The sequence below is a fragment of the Streptomyces sp. NPDC093109 genome (genome assembly GCF_040701725.1).
Lineage (GTDB): Bacteria > Actinomycetota > Actinomycetes > Streptomycetales > Streptomycetaceae > Streptomyces.
This window is the reverse complement of the sequence record NZ_JBFBEZ010000042.1, coordinates 1-17274: the sequence shown is the minus strand read 5'-3', so window position 1 is coordinate 17274 and position 17274 is coordinate 1. Positions and strand designations below refer to the sequence as shown.

Below are 17274 nucleotides of genomic sequence, written 5' to 3'. Positions count from 1 at the left end.
ACCCCCTACCGAATCCCTGACTTGACAGCCGCATGGGAACAACACCCCCTACGACGTGAACGAATTCAGGGCCAGCCGAAGAATTCCCGGTAGCACGGCACCTGCTGCTCCAGCATGTGAACACCGTGGTGGACCCCCCGGCCCGCGGCGGCCGCCGCCCGCAGCAGGGCGGTCTCGTGGGGCTTCATGACGATGTCCGCCACCACCGCGTCCGCTCGGACGGCGGCCGGGTCGAACGGCAGCGGGTCCCGCGGGCGCATCCCGAGCGGTGTGGCATTGACGACGAGGTCGGCTGCCGCCAGGTCCCCCGGAGCCTCGGCACGGACGGCCCGCGGCCACCGGGGGCCGAGCCGCGCCAGCAGCCCGTCGAGCCGGCCCGCGTCGACGTCCCGTACGCAGACCGGCCCGGCGCCCCCCATCAGCAGGGCCACCGCGACGGCGCTCCCGGCCCCGCCCGCCCCGACCACGACCACCCGTCTGCCCCGGACGGGATGCCCGGCCGCCATCAGCCCGCGGACGAAGCCCAGCCCGTCGAAGTTGTCGGCGAGCCAGCGGCCGTCGGCACCGCGCCGCATCGCGTTGGCGGTACCGCTCAGCGAGGCGGCCGGCCCCAGCTCGTCCGCCAGGGCGCACACGGCGGCCTTGTGGGGAACCGTGACCAGCAGGCCGTCGACGTTGCCCGCCCGGATCAGGCCGCCCACGACGGCGGCGAGATGCTCAGCCGGGGCGTGCACGGGCACCACCACGGCGTCGACCCCGAGGGCGGCCAGCACCGGGTTGACCAGCTCCGGCGCCCGGACCTGGGTCACCGGGTCGCCCAGGACTGCGTACAGCCGCGTAGAGCCCGACAGAGGGGTTCTGGTCATATCTGGCCTCCCGTCGGGCACGCGGTTGTGACAGGGGGCACCGGGCTGGCACCATGGGAAGCGGGGGAAGGAGCTGTCCCATGCCGCAGGTGAAGACGGAAGCGCCGCACGAGATCGTCGGCGAGGCATGTCCGGTGCGCGAGGTGCTGGATCGCGTGGCCGGTAAGTGGAGCATCCTGATCATCGTCGCCGCGGCCCGCGGCCCGGTGCGGTTCACGGAGCTGGAGCGGTCGATCGAAGGCATCAGCAGGCGCATGCTCACCCTCACCCTGCGGAACCTGGAGCGGGACGGCCTGCTCTCCCGCACGGTGTACGCCACCGTTCCGCCCCGGGTTGAGTACCGGCTCACCGACATGGCGCAGGAACTGCATCAGTCGCTCCTCTCGCTCACCGACTGGGCCACACGGCACCGCGAAGAGATCTCCGCTGCGCGACACACCTACGACGCCGAGCGCTTGGTCGACGGCCGCTGAGCGTTCCGCTGCCGCCCGTGCAGGGTGGTGGTGCCCAGGTTGGCCGGGAGATCCCGGCGGCGCCTGATGTCGAGCTTCCGGTAGATCCTGGTCAGGTGCTGCTCCACGGTGCTGGCCGTGATGTAGAGCTTCGCCGCGATCTCCCGGTTGGTGTAGCCGAGCACGGCCAGGTGTGCCACGCGTCGCTCTGCCTCCGTCAGCTGGCTGCCGTCGTTCTCGCAGGACACCGAGGTGTCCGAGGTTCCCTGGAAGGCGAGCAGTTCCTCGCCCAGTGGCGCCGCCCCGCAGGACGTGGCGAGATACCGGGCCCGGCGCAGCGTCGTCCTGGCCCGGCGGTTGTCGGCCAGGGCCGAGTAGGCGTAGCCGAGATCGGCCAGGCCACGCGCCTGCTCGTACTGCTCCCCGTACTGTTCGAACAGCTCGACGGCCTCCAGCAGCAACTGCGGTCGTCGCTCGGGCGTGCTGACCGCGGCAAGCATCCGCAGCGACCGGCCGCGAGCACTGCCGACGCCGCCCGAGGCGTCCGAGCAGGCCAGCTCTTCCCGGACCAGGCGGCGCGCCCGGTCGTTGTTGCCCAGGCGCAGCCACGCCTCGGCGGCGCTGGTGCGCCAGGGGACCGGAGCTGCGGCCTCCAGCCCCAGGGCCGGGACCAGATCGCCGCAGGCCAGAAAGTCGGCGAGCGCGGCGTAGGTCCGCTGGATGGTGAGGTGGTAGGTGCCGCGGGCGTGCAGGTAGTAGAGGCCGAAACGGCTCTGCGACATCGCCTCGGGCGGGGAGAATGCCAGATGCCGTTCGGCCGTCTCTGTGTCGCCCGACCGCACCGCCGCCATGATCAAGGTGCCCAGCGGGAACCCGACGGCCACCCCCCAGGCGTGGGCCGGCAGCAGAGTGAGGGCCTCCTGCGCCGTCCGCAGCGCATCATCCAGGTCGCCGCAGCGCAGCAGCGCCTCCGCGCGCAGGCTCGCCAGTACGGCGTGCCAGGTCGGTGCCTCGTCCTCGCCGCCAGCCGCGCCCAGCGCGGCACACCGCTGCAGCACCAGGTCGTAGCGGCCCAGGTTGAGCAGGCCGAGCAGGGCCAGGGCCGCGGTCTCGTGCGCCCACGCCGGGTTGCCGCGGGAACGGAGGTTGCGTAGGGACCGCTCCAGTGCGGCCGTCCCGTCGCCGCCGCGACCGCTCACCAGGTGGTCGCACAGCGATCCGGCCAGCGCCAGCCACGGGTCGTTGCCGGCCGGTGCAGTCAGGGCGCGGCCGGCGGCCGGGGGGCCGCCGAACGCGGCTCGGGCGGCCAGCTGGGTCCGCCGGTGCGCGAACCGGGGGTGGGAGAAGGCGAGCCAGGAGTCAAGGTGTCGGACCTCCTGCGCCAGCGGGGCGTCCGAGGCGGCCGCCTCGCGCAGTCGGCCGAGCACCGTGGCGGCGTCCGTATGCCTCCCATGCCACAGGAGTTGCCGCACGAGGTCCGGCAGGCAACCGTTGCCGAGGTCTCCCGTCCGCGCCGCGGCCACCAGGGGCGTCAGGTGCTCGGCCGCGGCCGACGGACTGACCCGCCACCGCGCCTCGGACAGCTTCGCCAGCACGGCGGCGCGGTCGGTCGGCTCGGGGTGGGCTTCGTGCGCCAGCTCCAGATAGCGGGCGGCACGTTTGTTCCGTTCGGCGAGCAGTTCCTGTTCTGCGGCCTCGACGAGCACCGGCACCGCCCAGGGCTCCACCCGCCGGCGTGCCTGCGCGAGGTGGCACGCCACTGTCGACGCCGGTTCCCCGAGAACGTGCAGCAACCGTGCTGCGCGCTGGTTGAGGGTGGCGCGTTCGGCGCCGGTCACGGTTGAGAGGACGGCCTCGCGGGCCGCCGGGTGTGGCAGCCGGCCGTCCCGCAGGAGCCCCGTCGCCGTCATCGTGGCGATGGCGCGCTCCACCGACGCGGACCCGGTCAGGGTTCCGGTGCCCGTCTCGGTCTCCTGGTCGAAACCGGTGAGCCGGGCGACCCGCTCCGGAGTGCCGCGCCCGCCCAGGACGGCCAGCGCCTGCGCAGTGCGCAGCACGGCCGGCTCCCCGCGCCGCAGCAGCCCGACCACGGCCGCGCCGTACCCCCGTGCGGTGACGGGGTCGCGCCCGTTCCGGCCGCCGCGACGGACGTCCTCGGCCAGCGCGTCGAGCAGCCGCAGATTGCCGCCGCTGATCCGGCGGAAATCGGTCGCGAGCCGGGCCGTGTCGGGCCGCGGGCCGAGGCGCTCCGCCAGTAGGGCGGCCGTGCCGTCCTCGGACAGCGGTTCCACATCCAGGCGGTGGGTCCCCGGTTCGCACGGCAGTTCGGCGGCGAACAGGGGCGGTGCCTGCCCGTCGTCCCGTTGGGAGGTCACCACCAGCAGGACCCGGGCCGCTCCCAGGCGGCGGGCCAGGTACAGCAGGCTCTGTGCCGACTCGGCGTCGGCGTGGTGGATGTCGTCCACCGCGACGACCAGCGGCGCCCGCGCCGCCAGGCGCAGGATCTGCAGGCAGAACTCGTGGTAGCCGGGTACCGTCTGATCGGCCAGGGTGCCCGGCGCCGGAATACTGAGCAGGAGCTGGCTGAGGACGCTGCCGGCCATGTCCTTCTCCACCGGCGAGCACGAGGCCCGCATGACTAGCAGGCCCGCCCGCTCCGCGTCCTCGACGGCCTGGCGCAGCAGGGCCGTTCTGCCGTTCGCCGCCACGCCCTTGATCAGCACCACCTGTCCCCGGCCGGCCAGACATTCACCGACGAGCGACTTCAGCAGTGATCTGTGTTTCTCACGTTCCAGTAAAAGCATGACGTCTCCCCCAGAGTGAACGTAGTAACGCGGCAGTCAGACTGAAGCGCCAAAAAGCCGGGAGCGCAGTGGAACACCGGGCGTGTCTCCCAGCAGGCCCCGTTTCTGCAGACACGGCACCACGGTCTCCACCACCGCGGTGAGGTCGTCGGACAGCACGGACGGGCGAATCCGGAAGCCGTCGACCCCGCCGTCTCTGTGCCATTCCTCCATGAGGTCCGCCAGTTGCTCCGGCGTCCCGGTGAAGGTGGCGCAATCGGAGGTGAACGGTATCCAGCGGTCGAGGCGATCCCTGCGCTCGGCCGCTTCGGACTCGGTCCCCGCGACCACCACGTCGAGGTCGGCGAGGACGGCGAGCGGCGCCCGTGTCTTTCCGAGGGCCGCGCACAGCCCGTCCAGTTCCTCGCGGACGGCATCGATGTCGGCACGGCTGAACGGGGTGACGAAGACGAGGTCGGCATGGCGCGCGGCAAGCCGGAAAGGCGTGCTGAAGTGGGCCAGGACCGCGGTCATCGGCGGACCGGAGGGCGGCGTTGGCACCCGGGCGTGCCCGGATACCGTCAGATGGCCTCCCGACAGATCGACGGCGTGCGAGCTGAGCACGGACTCCTCCCGCCGGCTGTCCCAGAACGCGACTACCGAGGCGACGAACTCCTCGGCGTGGGCGAAGCGTTCCTCGGTGAAGGCTGCGTAGCGTTCCGGGTCGGTGGTGGCCCGGCGCCGTTCATCGTCGCTGAGCGCCACCCGGGGACGCCAGCCGCCGCGGCCCCCGGCGATACGGTCCAGGGTGACCGCCCTGGCCGCCGTCACCGCCGGCTCGCCCCGGGCCACACCGGTAGGGAACAGGGCGATATGTGAGGTTCGGCAGGCCGCGAGGGTGAAGGCCAGCCAGGCGTCGAGAGAGCCGTGGGCGTGCCCCGGCTCCGGGGTGGCGGGAACCTGGTCGTCGAGGGTGACCAGGTCCAGTCCGCCCTGCTCGGCGAGGAGCGCGAGCGACACGACGCGTTCCGGGTCGAACAGCGCCTCGGGAGGCGTGCCGGTCAGCCGCCAGGCGGCCGGGTGGGCGCCGAGACCGTCGAGCGCGGCCCCAAGGTATAAGGGGGTCCGCATCAGGCGCCCTCCCCGACCGACGGATTGACCAGCGACTTGCTGATCTTCTGGTCGCCCAGGCCCCAACGGTCCAGCACCTTTTGGTACTTGCCGTCACGGATCAACTCGTTCACAGCCGCCGCGACCGCCTTCGCCGTTCCGTCGTTCTTGCGGCTCATGGCGCCGACCTGACTGTCGATGGTGTCCGTCACGCTGTCCACCACACCGACCAGCTCGGTCTGGCCGGTGGTCTCGGCGTGGTAGACGACACTGGAACTGGGACCGACGTAGACGTCCACCCGTCCCGACTGGAGCGCCAGGTAGTAGTCGGACGCCTTCTTGTAGTATTGGATGTCGATCGCGGGGCGCCCGGCCTCGCGGTTCTCGGCACTCCACTCCAGCATGATCCTCTCCTGGGTCGACCCGGAGGCCAGCGCGACGCTCTTGCCTGCCAGATCGGCCGGTTCGCCGACCTTCAGGTCGCTGCCGTCCCGCGCCTCGAAACCGAGGCGGTCATGGCGGTAGCTGGCGAAGTCGTACGTCTTCATCCGCTCCTCGGTGACCGAGATGTTGGAGAACGCCACGTCGTACTTGCCGCTGTCCACGCCCAGGAACATGTTCTCCCACGAGGTGATCTCACGGTCCGGCTTCAGACCCATCACCCCCGCGGCCAGGACGGCGATGTCCAGTTCGAACCCGATGGGAGTCTTGTTGTCGGTCGCGTAGCAGCTCAGCGGCGGTGTGTTGTCGATCGTGCCGCCGATGTGCAGGACACCGGCCCGGCGCACACGCTCGGGCACCAGCGCGGCGACCTCGTCGACCTCGGTGGCGGTGAGCCGCTTCTGCTGCGGGGTTAGATTGAGGCCGGAACTCGTGGCGGCCGTCGGCTCCTCGCCGCCGGCGCACCCGGTCAGCAGGAGCAGGAACACCCAGCCACCCGCCAGGAATCGACGCATTCGTTGTCTCCATGTGGGATCAAAGGATCTTGGTGAGGAACGCGCGAGTACGTTCGTGTGCCGGAGTCCTGAGCAGTTGCTGCGACGGCCCCTGTTCCACGACCCGGCCGTCGGCCATGACGACCACCTGGTCTGCGACCTGCTGGGCGAAGCCCATCTCATGGGTCACCACGATCATGGTCGTGCCGGTGGCGGCCAGCGACTTCATGACGTCCAGGACCTCGCCGACCAGCTCGGGGTCGAGCGCCGAGGTCGGCTCGTCGAACAGCAGCAGCTTTGGTTCCAGGGCCAGGGCGCGCGCGATCGCGACGCGCTGCTGCTGGCCGCCGGAGAGCTGACGGGGATGGGCGTCGGCCTTGTCCGCGAGCCCGACCCGGTCCAGGAGTTCGCGGGCGAGGGGGTAGACCTCCATGGCGGGACGGCCCTGCGCGGACCGGGGAGCCTCGGCCACGTTGTCGAGGACGGTGAGATTGGCGAACAGGTTGAAGTCCTGGAAGACGAACCCGATGCCGGTCCGCTGCCGCAGGATCTCCCTCTCCCGCAGCTCGCGCAGGTGCTTGCCCGCTCGCCGGTACCCGATCAGCTCCCCGGCGACCAGGACCAGGCCGCGGTCTGGCTTCTCCAGATGGTTGATCATCCGCAGCAGGGTCGACTTGCCGGCGCCCGAGGGGCCGATCAGTACCGTGACCTCTCCTGGGTTCACCACCAGATCGACACCCTTGAGCACGCTGGTGGCGCCGTAGCTCTTGTGCACGTCGACGATCTCGACCATCGGGGTGTTCACCACTCCGCCTTCCCCGTACCGGAGAGCGCCGTGCGCAGCCGTTGCCGCGGTGTGGGAGGAAGAGCCCGGGACCCGCCGCGCGCGAACCGCCGCTCTACGTAGTACTGGAGGACGGAGAGCAGCCCGGTGAGGATCACGTACCAGATTGTGGCAACCATGACGAGGGCGACCACGCGGCCGTTGCGGCCGTAGATCACCTGCGTCTGGTAGAAGAGGTCGCCCAAGGCCATCACAGACACGATCGACGTGCCCTTGAGGAGCGATATCAACTCGTTGAAGGCATTTGGCAGGATGGTCCGCATCGCCTGGGGCAGCACGATCCTGGAGAGCTGGCGTCGGCGGGGGATGCCTAGGGCGGCCGCTGCCAGCACCTGGCCGCGGTCGACCGAGATGATGCCGGAACGGATGATTTCCGCCGCGTACGCTGCCTGATGGAGCGCCAGTCCGAGCACGGCCGCGCCCATGGGGCCCACCAGGCGCATGGTCGGGACGGAGACGAACTCCGGCCCGAACGGCACGCCGAACGACAACCGGTCGTACAGATAGGCGAGATTGAACCAGAACAACAGCTGGACGATGAGCGGGACCGAACGGAACACCCACACGTACAGCCAGCCCACCGAGGCGGGCAGCCAACTTCTGGACAGGCGCATTAGCGCGATGACCAGTCCCAGCGTGAAGCCCAACGCGGTTCCGTAAGCGGTGAGTTCCAGCGTCAGGCCAAGCGCTTGCAGGATGCTGCCCTCGACGAAGAACTGCCGGAACACCGGCCATTCCCATCCGGGGTTGGCCACCAGCCCGTGCAGGAACTGCGCGAGGAGCACGAGCAGGAACGCGCTGGCGAGCCAGCGGCCGGGTCTCGGCGCGGGGACTCGGCGCAGGGCCAGCAGCTCGTGGGCGCCGCGTCGGCCCGATGTGTCCACCACATCACCGGTGGCGTGAAAGGACGCAGATGTCATCAGTACTTCCCCGTTGCGACATGGCGTGGTCCGACTCGGTCGTGCTCGAACCTAAAGAGGACGGCAATCACGTTTCAACGGCCGCAGACGCTCAGTTCGCCCGGAGTTACTGGGCGGTGGGCGTGCCCACTGGCCGGTTACCGAGGGCTCATACGCGGTTGACCGGGGCAGCCCGGATTGGTCGACTGGGGCGCATGGAACCGACGTGGGACGCGGCGCGCATGGAGGTGCTCCGGGTGCCGGCCGACGACCCCCGGGTCGCGCCGTTGCACCTGAGCCTGACCGAGGAGTACGTGGCCCGCTACGGACCCTCGGCCCACGACGAGATGAGCCGCTCCGCCCGGCACGAGTTCGCCCCGCCCCACGGCGGCTTCCTGGTCCTGACCCTCGACGGCGAGACCGTGGCCGGCGGCGGTTTCCGCCGCCATGCCGCGGATACCGCGGAGCTGAAACGGATCTGGACCCACCCGCGCCGCCGCCGACTCGGGCTGGCCAGCCGCATCCTCGCCGAGATCGAGCAGGCCGCGCGGCGGCTGGGGTACCACAGGCTGTACCTGACGACCGGTCCCCGGCAGCCGGAGGCGAGCGGACTGTACGGCTCCGTCGGCTACCGCCGGGTGCCCTGCCGTCCGGTGCCCGCCGACGGCAGGCCCGCGCTCTGTTTCGAGAAGGCGCTGTGACGCCGGTGACGGTGGTGATTGTCGGTGCCGGACCGAGCGGCGTCTCGGTACTGGAGCGGCTGGGCGCCAACGCCGCCGAACTGCTCGGCGACCGTCCCCTGGACGTGCACCTGATCGACCCCTGCCGGCCAGGCCCGGGACGGGTCTGGCGGCACGACCAGTCACCCCTGCTGATGCTCAACACGATGGCCGCGCACGTCACCATGTTCACCGACGCCGGTGTGGCCTGCGCCGGGCCGATCCGGCCGGGGCCCTCGCTGTACGACTGGGCCCGGCAGCGGGGGAAGGGCTTCGACGACCCCGGCGTTGCACGGGAACTGGAGAACCTGTCCGAGACCTCGTTCCCCACCCGCCGGCTCCAGAGCCACTATCTGAGCTGGGTGTTCGAACGGGCGGTGGCCGGTCTTCCCCCTGGCGCCCGGTTCCGCCACCACCGCGACCGGGCGGTCGACGTGCTTGACCACTGCGGGCGCCAGCGGGTCGTGCTCGCGAGCGGAGGAGCCGTGGGGGCCGACGCCGTGGTGCTCGCCGTCGGGCACCAGGAGGTGGAGCTCTCACCCGATCAGGAGGCCATGGCCGCCCACGCCGAGCGCCACGGACTGTGCTACCTGCCGCCGGGCTACACCGCCGACCAGGATCTCTCCGTCCTGCGGCCCGGCGCCCGGGTCCTCGTACGCGGCCTCGGCCTGGCCTTCGTCGACCTGATGGTGCTGGTCACCGAGGGGCGCGGCGGCCGGTACACCGAGGACGGACCGGACACCCTGCGGTATTTGCCGAGCGGCGAGGAGCCAGTGCTGTACGTCGGTTCCCGGCGCGGAGTGCCGTTCCCGCCCAAGCCGGCCTATGCGCTGTCCTCCCCGCCCCCTCTGCCCGAGTTCTTCGATTTGGAGCGCGTCCTGCGCGAGTCACCCGGGAGACTGGACTTCTTCCGCGACGTGTGGCCGCACGCGGCTAAGGAGATCGGATGGGGTTACTACCACGAACTGTTCACCGCCCACCCGGACCGGGTGCGGTGCGATCTCGACGCCTTCGCGGAACAGTACGCAGCCGCCGCCTGGGACAGCCGTGAGCTGAGTGATCTACTGCGGCGCACGGTCGTGGACCCCGCCGACGTCTTGGACCTCGCCGCCCTGGACCGTCCCCTTGGCGAGGCGGCGTTCCCCGACCGGTCCGCTCTGCGCCGAGGCGTCGGCGGGTATCTGCGCACCGCCCTGGAGCGCCGGTCCGACCCCCGGCACAGCGCGCATCTGGGCGCCGTCCACGGGCTGTTGTCGGTGTTCGGCCGGCTTCCCGCCCTGCTGGACGGCGGCCGGTTCTCGCTCCGCTCGCGCGCGGCCGACGTGGACGGATGGTGGGCAGGCTTCTTCAACCACCTGGCCAGCGGCCCGCCGCCGGACCGGATCCGCGAGTTGATCGCCCTGGTCGACGCCGGTGTGGTGCGGTTCGTCGGTCCGGACATGTGGGTGCGCGCCGCCGCCGACCGGTTCGAGGCGGGCAGCCTCGCCGTACCCGGCGATCCGGTGACCACCGGGGCACTGGTCGAGGCCCGGCTGCCCGTCGGTGCCCTGCCCGCCAGCAGGGACCCGCTGCTCCGGTCCCTGTACTCGCGCGGCGGGCTGTGCGAGAGCAGCGGGACGGAGGATGGGTTCCGCCACCGCACGGGGCTGGCCGCAGTGGACGGTCGGGACGGCGCCGTGCTGGACGCGGCAGGCCGAAGGCATCCACGGCGGTTCGCGCTGGGCCCCTTCACCACCGCCCTCGCCGGCGGGAACTTCACCCGCCCCGGCCCCGACCCGGTCTCCTCACGCCTCACCGACGCGGTGGCCCGTTGCGCCCTGGCCGCCGCCATGTCATCAGGGTGACATCGTCTCAGACCGGAGAATTCGCGTCCTCGTACAGCCGGCGCCGCAACACCTTCCACTGCGGGTCACCCGTGGCGCAGAACTCCAGTGCCGAGCGGTAGCAGTACCGGGCGGCCCCGGGCACCCGCCGTCGCTTCGCCTGCTGCCCCGCGCCGGTCAGGATGTCGCAGACGTGCGCGGAGATGTCCTTGACGGACAGGTTCGCTTCGAGGGTGTGGCCCACCGCCTGCCGGCAGTGGTGGACCAGCAGCGTCAGCGGCCGGTCGGAGCGGTTCGCCAGCCACTGCGCGGCCCTGCGGTGCTTCTCCGCCCGCCGGGCGTGGGACATGCGCGAGTACGCGACCGCGCCGACGAGCCTGTGGACAAAGTCGTACTCGACGGAGCCGAGTTCCGGCCCCAGTCGGCAGCGCTGGAGGAACTCGCGGCGCTCCAGGGACCTGAGGCACTCCTGGATCTCCTCTGGGTCCCGGTCGCTGAGTGCGGCCAGCTCCCGCTCGTAGAAGGGGCTACCGAACAGGGACGCGTCGTAGAGCAGTGACTTCTCCACAGCCGGCAGGGTGTCGAGCCGCGCCGAGATGATGCCGTGCACCCGGGGCGGCACCGGCGGCTCGGCCCCGGAACGTTGCGGACGGACACGCGCCGACCGCGGCGGATCGTCGTCCGCCGCGTCGTCCAGCATGCGGGCGTACTCCAGCGCGAACAGCGGGTTGCCGCCGGACTGCTCCGTCAAGGCGGCGTACGACTCGGGCGCGTGCCCGCCCGATCCGGGGCGGGTTACGCTACTCAGCAGGGCCTCGATGCCCGTGCGGGAGAGTGGTTCCAGGCTCATCGTGGTGGCGTTGCGCCGCCCGCTGGCCCAGTACGGCGAGCGGTTGACCAGTTCCGGCCGGGCCGTGACGACGACGAGCAGGGGGAGGCTGCCGACGTTCTCGGTGAGGTCGCCGACGAACTTCAGCAGCGCGTCGTCGGTCCGGTGGAGGTCCTCCAGGATGATCAGAAGTGGCTCGCGCACTGCCAGTTCCTCGACGAACCGGCGCCACGCGGTAAACACCGCCTGCCGACGCTCCGGGTCGGCCAGCGCCTGCCGGCCGGGTTCGTCCTCGGTGGCCGCGGAGAGTAAGGGTCGCAACGCGTCGGCCAGCTGGGCCGAGATCGGTCCGGTGCCCACGAGGTCGGTCACCGCGGCGTCCAGCCTGCCGTTCTGCTCCGGTGCCGGGTCGTCCTCCTTCGTTCCGAGGTAGGCGCGCACCACACCGGCCAGCGCGGTGTACGGCTCCATGGGCCCCAGCGCCCGGTTGCAGCCCACCAGGCAGCCCATCCCGGGCCGCCCGGTGACGTCCCGGCGCAGCTCGTGCATGAGCCGGCTCTTGCCGATGCCCGCCGCACCGAGCACGGTCACCAGGTGCGGACGCCTGCCGCGTCGGACCTCCTCGACCCACCAGCGCAACTGCTCCAGTTCGCGGTCCCGCTGGACGAACGGCAGATGGGTCCGGCTCGCCAGCGCGGGCCGCAGCGCCACGGTCACGTCATGCCCGCCGGGCTTCGCGTCCGTGGTCGCGAAGCGGAAATGCTCCGCGCACGCCTGCCGGGTGGTGTCGCAGACCCGTACGACACCGGGGGCGGCCTCCAGAAGCAGGCCGAGTCCCGTCTCCATGAACCGGCCCGCGACGTCCACGGGCTCGCCGTCCGCCTCGGTCGCGGGCGCCCGCAGGACCAGGGCGTCCCCGCTGGAGACGGCGACCCGCAGCCGGACCCCCTGCTCGGCGTACGCGGCGACGTCCAAGGCCAGCCGGACCGCCCGCAGCACGTCGTCCTCCTGGGTCTGCGCGGTGCCGAACAGGGACAGGGTGACCGGACCCATGGAGCCGTGGTTCTGTCCCCCGTACAGACAGGTCTGCTGCCGCACGGCGGAGCGGACCTGCTGTAGCAGACGGTCGAGCACCTCGGGAGGGACGCAGCAGTCCGAGGTGTCGATGCGGACGATGACGGCCGTCACCCGCTTGAGCTCGTCCTCGGGACGGTCGGGGGAGTCACCAGCCGTTTGCCCGGGACCGGCGACCGTGTCCGGCGGCGTGCCGGGTGCTGCCGCTGGAGCGTACGGCTCGGCGGTCTCGGCGCTGCCGGGGGGCGGAAGAGCCGGCGTCCCCTGGGAGGTCATGCGGATCGCCGTTCCGCCGCTGACCAGCGAGGGGTCGTGATCGAGGATCGCCCGTTCGAGCTCACGCAGTTCCGGACCGGGGTCGAGACCCAACTGCTCGACCAGGGCGGCGCGGGTGCGGCGGAAGGCGCGCAGGGCCTCGGCCTGTCGGCCGGAGCGGTACAGCGCCAGCATGAGCTGCCGGCACAGGCGTTCGCGCAGGGGGTCGGTGCTGACGATGGCTTCGAGTTCGCTGATGACGTCGAGGTGACGGCCCGCAGCGAGGGCCGCGTCCATCTGGTTCTCCAGCACCGAGTGCCGGGCGTTCTGCAGGGCGGTCAGTTCGGGCCAGTCGTAGCCGTCCTCCACGAGGTCGGCCAGCGCGGGGCCCTTCCAGAGCGCCAGCGCCTGGCGCAGGTAGCGGTCGGCCTCGTCCCACTGCCCGGCGGCCAGTGCTGCCCGGCCGGTCCTGGCCAGTTCCTGGAACTGGCAGTTGTCGATGGTCGCCGGGTCCGCGCGTAGGACATAGCCGGGCGCTTGGGTGACCAGGAGCTTGGAGCGGTCGCCGTCGGGTTCGGCCAGGGTGCGGCGCAGACCGGAGATCGCGTTCTGAACGATCTTCCTCGCGGTGGGCGGCGGTTCCTTCCGCCACAGGGCCTGCAGGAGTCTGCTGGTCGCCACCACGGTGTTCGCGTGTAACAGGAGATGACCGAGCAGGGCCCGCTGGGTGACGCTCCCCAGAGGAACGGGACGTCCCTTGTCGGTGATGTTCAGCGGCCCGAGTATGGAGAACCTCATCGAGCACCCTGTCCGTCGGGAGATAGTGGCGGACACTCCCCATTGGCTCTCATATCACCGGTCCCCCACTCGGTAGCAGCTGGCTGTCAGTCCCGCCGACGCGACTGTACGTGACAACGAATACCTTCAGGGGGAGAACCTTGTCGGTCCACGGCCAATCGACTCAAAAACATCGGGGACCGCACGCGCTCGGGTCGAGAGAACGACGGTGCTGCGCAAGGAGGAGCGTCCGCGGACCCGGCCGGAGGTCCGGCCGGGTCCGGTCGGATCAGGCCAGGGCGGCCTCGGCGGGCAGGCACAAATCCGCGAGATCGGCCGGTTTGCGCAGGGTGTGCTCGGGCGCGGCGGCGAGCAGCGACCGCTCGTCCGTCTCGCCCCACAGGGCGGCAGCTGCCGCCACGCCCGCGTCCCTGGCCGCCGCCAGGTCCGTCACCGCGTCACCGACCATGATCGCCTCCTCGGCGTCGACCCGGAGCAGGTCGAGGGCGCGCAGCACGATGTCGGGGGCTGGCTTGGGCCGGGCCACCTCGTCCGATCCGATGACGTGGTCGAACAGCGGCAGGACGCCCAGGCGGTCGAGCAGCGACCTGGCCCGCCAGCCGGCCTTGCCCGTCGCCACCGCGCATTTCACGCCACGGTGGCGCAGCAGCCGTAACAGGTCGTGGACCCCGGGGAAGAGCGTGACCCGGTTGGCCAGACGCGTGCTCTCCCGGACAAACGGCCCCTCCATCTCCAGCGGCAGGTCCATGATCCGCATGATGTCGGGGAAGTACCGCCCGAGGTGCCGGTTGTACTCCTCGAACGGCGGCTCGCCGTCGCCGACCACCTCACGGTAGGCAAGGGTGAACGCCTGCCGCATGACCTCGAAACTGTCGACGACGACGCCGTCGAGGTCGAAGACCACCGCCAGCGGCGGCCCGTCCCGGTGCGGCACCGGCGCCGCCGGCCGCGCTGTCCGGCGCGTCGACTCCGCCGAGTTGTAGAGCCGCTCGATGGCGTCGACGTTGCGGGCGGCCTCGCGGACCGCGAGACCGCGGGAGGCGGGGTCCGCCAGCAGCGTCGGCAGACCGTCGAGCAGCCGGTCGTACTCGGCACCGACCAGCTCCCCGGAAACCGGTACGACCGTCTCCTGCCCGCGCTGGGTCAGCGTGAGCACCGAGTGCTCCTGGCGCGCGGGGCTGAAACCGAACGTGCAGGACAGGCTCAGCGTGCCCGTGCTGCCCTCCACGACCAGGGTGGTGACGTCATCCGGCCGGTGCGAGGCCCAGCAGGCTGTGACCGATACGGAGAGGCCGTCCGGCGCCACTAGGAAGCCGCGCGCGGTGTCCTCGACGTCACCGGAGATCTCCGTGGTGCCGTCCTTGCGCCATCCGGCGCGCGCGGCGCCGTCGGTGAGGAAGTCGTTCGACACCGTCCCGAGGACGTGCCGGAACTTGGCGTTGCCCAGCAGCGGCCCGGCCACGTCCAGCAGGTGCCAGCCCAGGTCCATCAGCGCGCCGCCGCCCGACAGCCGCGCTTGCGTGAACCAGCCGGCGCCGCCCGGGACACCCTGCGCCCGGACCCAGCCCAGCGAGACGTGCCGGACGGTGCCCACCGATTCCGCCAGCTCCAGCACGGTGCGCACGTCGGTGCGGAACCGGGCCGCGCTCCCGGCCAGCAGCACCGCGCCGCCGGCCGACTCGGCGGCCGCCAGCCGGTCGACCTCGGCCGACGACAGGCACACCGGCTTCTCGACGAACACCGGGACACCGGCGCCGAGGACCGTCTCGGCGACGGCGGCGTGCAGGTGGTTGGGGACCGCGACGACGACGAGGTCCACCGTGTCCGGCGCGAGATCCCGCACGGACGCCAGCGTCGGGAACGCGTCCCGGCTCGCGGCTTCGCGCGCCTGCGGGTCGGGGTCGACGACCGCGACGACGCGGTACGCGGGGTGCGCGGTGAGCCGCGGCAGCCAGATGGAGCGCGCGGCCCAGCCGGCTCCCACGACCGCGACGCGCAGCGGCCCTCTACCGGTACGCTGGCTCATGCCGTGGCCAGGGTGTCGGCGACGATCTCGGCGATCCGGTGTATCTGCTCCTCGGTGCCCAGCAGCGTGCGGTGGTGCAGCCAGATGGTGTCCTGGTGCACGGCCTCGGTGGTGGGGCACCGGGCGGCGAGTTCGTCCACGGACAGCTCTGGGGCGCCGGTCTCCCAGAAGCCGGGGCAGCGGTAGATCGCCCGGAACGCGGCGAATGCGGGCACGCACCGCGCGATCAGCTTGTCGACCAGGGAGTTGCGGCGCTCCTCGGTGATGCCGGGGAGCCGGAACATCATCATGTAGTGCGGGTTGCGGTCGCACCGCTCGTCGCGGCTCTGCGCGGTCACGCCGTCGATCTGGCCGAGGAGCCGAGTGAGCAGCGGCGCGCGCTCCTCGCGCAGGCTGATCTGACCGTCGAGCCGACCCAGCTGGGCGCGGAGCACCGCGGCCGAGAACTCGTTCATGCGGAAGTTGGAACCCGACGTCTGGTGGAAGTAGCCGCGGTCGGCCGACGGCCGACCGCAGCTGTGCCGCAGGAACGCCTGCTCGTACTGCTCGCTCTCCGGGAACAGCACGGCGCCGCCCTCTCCGGCGGTCATCAGTTTGCCGTTCTGGAAGCTGAACGCGGCGACCGACGGGAACTCACCGACCCGGCGGCCCTGCCAGCGGGCGCCGTGCGCGTGGGCCGCGTCCTGGATCAGCGGCACGCCGCTGTCGGCGGACAGTTTCTCCAGCGCATCCATGTCGGCGATGTGCCCGGCCATGTGCACCGGCATGATGGCGGCCGTCCTCGGCCCAATCGCGCGTTCGACGGCGGCGGGGTCGATGCAGAAGGTGCCGGGGTCGATGTCGACCGGCACGGCGACGGCACCGAGACGTTGCGCGGCCTGGGACGACGAAATGAAGGTGAACGCCGGCACGATTACCTCGGAGCCCGGACCTACCCCCAGCACCTGGAGCGCGAGTTCGAGGGCGTGGGTGCCGTTGGTCACCGCCAGCGCGTGCTCGGCGCCGTGATACTCGGCGAACTCGCGCTCGAACTCGGTGACTTCGCTGCCCCCCATGCGCCACCACTGACCCTGCTCCAGGGCGCGGAGGAGATTGACGCGCTCGGCGTCGTTGAACTGCGGCCAAGCCGGGAATTCCGGAACGTCTCGGGAAATGCTCACGGTCCCTGTCCTTTACTCACTGAAGTAGTTCTTCGACGGAGGGAAATACCTCTCGGTAAGCGGCGGGAGTGGTCGACCGCGCGCTTGTCGAAAATAGCTGACGTGAACTCGGCGGCCCACCCCCTACAACCCCCCTGGGTCCAGTCCGTTTTTCCACAGTTTCGCGCCCGGTATAACTGGGACTAGAAATGGGGCGAGCATCGTCTATTGAAAAGGTGGTGTCATGAGCCGACTGCTGCTGCTCAACGGCCCCAATCTCGGCATCCTCGGCCGCCGTGAGCCGGAGATCTACGGGACCGACACTCTGGCCGACATCGAGAAGGCCGTGGCGGAGGAGGTCGCGGACCGGGGCTGGACGGTGTCCAGCGTCCAGGACGACTCCGAGGGCGCCCTCGTCCGGGCGGTCAACAACCATCCCGACACCGTCGGCGCGATCGTCAACCCGGGCGCCCTGATGATCGCCGGCTGGAGCCTGCGCGACGCGCTCGCCGCCTACCCGCGCCCCTGGATCGAGGTGCACCTTTCCAATGTCTGGGCGCGCGATTCGTTCCGGCACGAGTCGGTCATCGCACCGCTCGCCGGGGGAGTCGTGGTCGGTCTCGGGGCCTACGGGTACCGCCTGGCGGCAAAGGCGCTGCTGCACCTCGTCCCGGAGTGACGCCTGAGGGCGGCCGGGTGCCGGGGCGTCACGCCCCGGCACC

Annotated in this window: 13 protein-coding genes; 4 read left to right on the top strand and 9 right to left on the bottom strand. The window is 71.3% G+C overall.

Annotated features, from left to right (window positions below):
- Positions 1 to 65: 65 nt before the first annotated feature.
- A complete protein-coding gene (locus AB0389_RS30445) occupies positions 66 to 866 on the bottom strand; it encodes a shikimate dehydrogenase (protein WP_366398739.1) in 801 nt (266 codons plus the stop codon).
- Positions 867 to 946: 80 nt separating this feature from the next.
- Here AB0389_RS30445 and AB0389_RS30440 point away from each other — a divergent pair, with 80 nt between their 5' ends.
- Positions 947 to 1339 carry a helix-turn-helix domain-containing protein gene (locus AB0389_RS30440; protein WP_366398738.1) on the top strand — a complete coding sequence of 131 codons (393 nt, stop codon included), beginning with the start codon at positions 947 to 949 and terminating at the stop codon, positions 1337 to 1339.
- On the opposite strand, the gene AB0389_RS30435 is transcribed toward AB0389_RS30440, so the two are convergent.
- From AB0389_RS30435 to AB0389_RS30415, 5 genes are read right to left on the bottom strand one after another with little or no spacing between them, the layout of a single operon-like run.
- A complete protein-coding gene (locus AB0389_RS30435) occupies positions 1306 to 4122 on the bottom strand; it encodes an AAA family ATPase (protein WP_366398737.1) in 2817 nt (938 codons plus the stop codon). The genes AB0389_RS30440 and AB0389_RS30435 overlap by 34 nt on opposite strands.
- Positions 4123 to 4158: 36 nt before the next feature.
- Positions 4159 to 5232 carry an LLM class flavin-dependent oxidoreductase gene (locus tag AB0389_RS30430; RefSeq protein ID WP_366398736.1) on the bottom strand — a complete coding sequence of 358 codons (1074 nt, stop codon included), beginning with the start codon at positions 5230 to 5232 and terminating at the stop codon, positions 4159 to 4161.
- On the bottom strand, positions 5232 to 6167 hold the full coding sequence (locus tag AB0389_RS30425) for an ABC transporter substrate-binding protein (protein WP_366398735.1): 936 nt from the start codon (positions 6165 to 6167) through the stop codon (positions 5232 to 5234). The genes AB0389_RS30430 and AB0389_RS30425 overlap by 1 nt, the downstream gene beginning before the upstream one ends.
- 19 nt (positions 6168 to 6186) lie before the next feature.
- Complete coding sequence (locus tag AB0389_RS30420; protein ID WP_366398775.1) at positions 6187 to 6939, bottom strand: amino acid ABC transporter ATP-binding protein; 753 nt, start codon at positions 6937 to 6939, stop codon at positions 6187 to 6189.
- Between the two features lie 8 nt (positions 6940 to 6947).
- Positions 6948 to 7910: an amino acid ABC transporter permease gene (locus tag AB0389_RS30415; protein WP_366398734.1), complete on the bottom strand. Its 963-nt coding sequence runs from the start codon at positions 7908 to 7910 to the stop codon at positions 6948 to 6950.
- Positions 7911 to 8104: 194 nt separating this feature from the next.
- On the opposite strand from AB0389_RS30415, the gene AB0389_RS30410 reads away from it, so the two are divergent.
- Together AB0389_RS30410 and AB0389_RS30405 are read left to right on the top strand one after the other, a co-directional pair.
- Entirely contained in the window at positions 8105 to 8590 is a 486-nt protein-coding gene (locus tag AB0389_RS30410; RefSeq protein WP_366398733.1) for a GNAT family N-acetyltransferase, read from the top strand.
- Positions 8587 to 10452, top strand: a complete 1866-nt coding sequence (locus AB0389_RS30405) for an FAD/NAD(P)-binding protein (RefSeq protein WP_366398732.1) — start codon at positions 8587 to 8589, stop codon at positions 10450 to 10452. The genes AB0389_RS30410 and AB0389_RS30405 overlap by 4 nt, the downstream gene beginning before the upstream one ends.
- A gap of 7 nt (positions 10453 to 10459) precedes the next feature.
- On the opposite strand, the gene AB0389_RS30400 is transcribed toward AB0389_RS30405, so the two are convergent.
- The 3 genes from AB0389_RS30400 to AB0389_RS30390 all read right to left on the bottom strand — a co-directional run bounded on the left by AB0389_RS30400 (position 10460) and on the right by AB0389_RS30390 (position 16573).
- The gene (locus tag AB0389_RS30400; protein ID WP_366398731.1) at positions 10460 to 13387 is read right to left on the bottom strand and encodes a BTAD domain-containing putative transcriptional regulator; all 2928 of its coding nucleotides are present in this window, start codon (positions 13385 to 13387) and stop codon (positions 10460 to 10462) included.
- 268 nt (positions 13388 to 13655) lie between these two features.
- Positions 13656 to 15413, bottom strand: a complete 1758-nt coding sequence (locus AB0389_RS30395; RefSeq protein WP_366398730.1) for an HAD-IA family hydrolase — start codon at positions 15411 to 15413, stop codon at positions 13656 to 13658.
- Positions 15410 to 16573 carry a DegT/DnrJ/EryC1/StrS family aminotransferase gene (locus tag AB0389_RS30390; RefSeq protein ID WP_366398729.1) on the bottom strand — a complete coding sequence of 388 codons (1164 nt, stop codon included), beginning with the start codon at positions 16571 to 16573 and terminating at the stop codon, positions 15410 to 15412. The genes AB0389_RS30395 and AB0389_RS30390 overlap by 4 nt, the downstream gene beginning before the upstream one ends.
- A 223-nt stretch (positions 16574 to 16796) precedes the next feature.
- Here AB0389_RS30390 and AB0389_RS30385 point away from each other — a divergent pair, with 223 nt between their 5' ends.
- A complete protein-coding gene (locus AB0389_RS30385; RefSeq protein ID WP_366398728.1) occupies positions 16797 to 17231 on the top strand; it encodes a type II 3-dehydroquinate dehydratase in 435 nt (144 codons plus the stop codon).
- Positions 17232 to 17274 lie beyond the last annotated feature (43 nt).

Coding starts and splice junctions, on each gene's coding strand:
- AB0389_RS30435 (WP_366398737.1), bottom strand. CDS start 4,122: ATGCTTTTACTGGAACGTGAGAAACACAGATCACTGCTGAAGTCGCTC.
- AB0389_RS30445 (WP_366398739.1), bottom strand. CDS start 866: ATGACCAGAACCCCTCTGTCGGGCTCTACGCGGCTGTACGCAGTCCTG.
- AB0389_RS30425 (WP_366398735.1), bottom strand. CDS start 6,167: ATGCGTCGATTCCTGGCGGGTGGCTGGGTGTTCCTGCTCCTGCTGACC.
- AB0389_RS30415 (WP_366398734.1), bottom strand. CDS start 7,910: ATGACATCTGCGTCCTTTCACGCCACCGGTGATGTGGTGGACACATCG.
- AB0389_RS30440 (WP_366398738.1), top strand. CDS start 947: ATGCCGCAGGTGAAGACGGAAGCGCCGCACGAGATCGTCGGCGAGGCA.
- AB0389_RS30410 (WP_366398733.1), top strand. CDS start 8,105: ATGGAACCGACGTGGGACGCGGCGCGCATGGAGGTGCTCCGGGTGCCG.
- AB0389_RS30400 (WP_366398731.1), bottom strand. CDS start 13,387: ATGAGGTTCTCCATACTCGGGCCGCTGAACATCACCGACAAGGGACGT.
- AB0389_RS30430 (WP_366398736.1), bottom strand. CDS start 5,232: ATGCGGACCCCCTTATACCTTGGGGCCGCGCTCGACGGTCTCGGCGCC.
- AB0389_RS30420 (WP_366398775.1), bottom strand. CDS start 6,939: ATGGTCGAGATCGTCGACGTGCACAAGAGCTACGGCGCCACCAGCGTG.
- AB0389_RS30395 (WP_366398730.1), bottom strand. CDS start 15,413: ATGAGCCAGCGTACCGGTAGAGGGCCGCTGCGCGTCGCGGTCGTGGGA.
- AB0389_RS30385 (WP_366398728.1), top strand. CDS start 16,797: ATGAGCCGACTGCTGCTGCTCAACGGCCCCAATCTCGGCATCCTCGGC.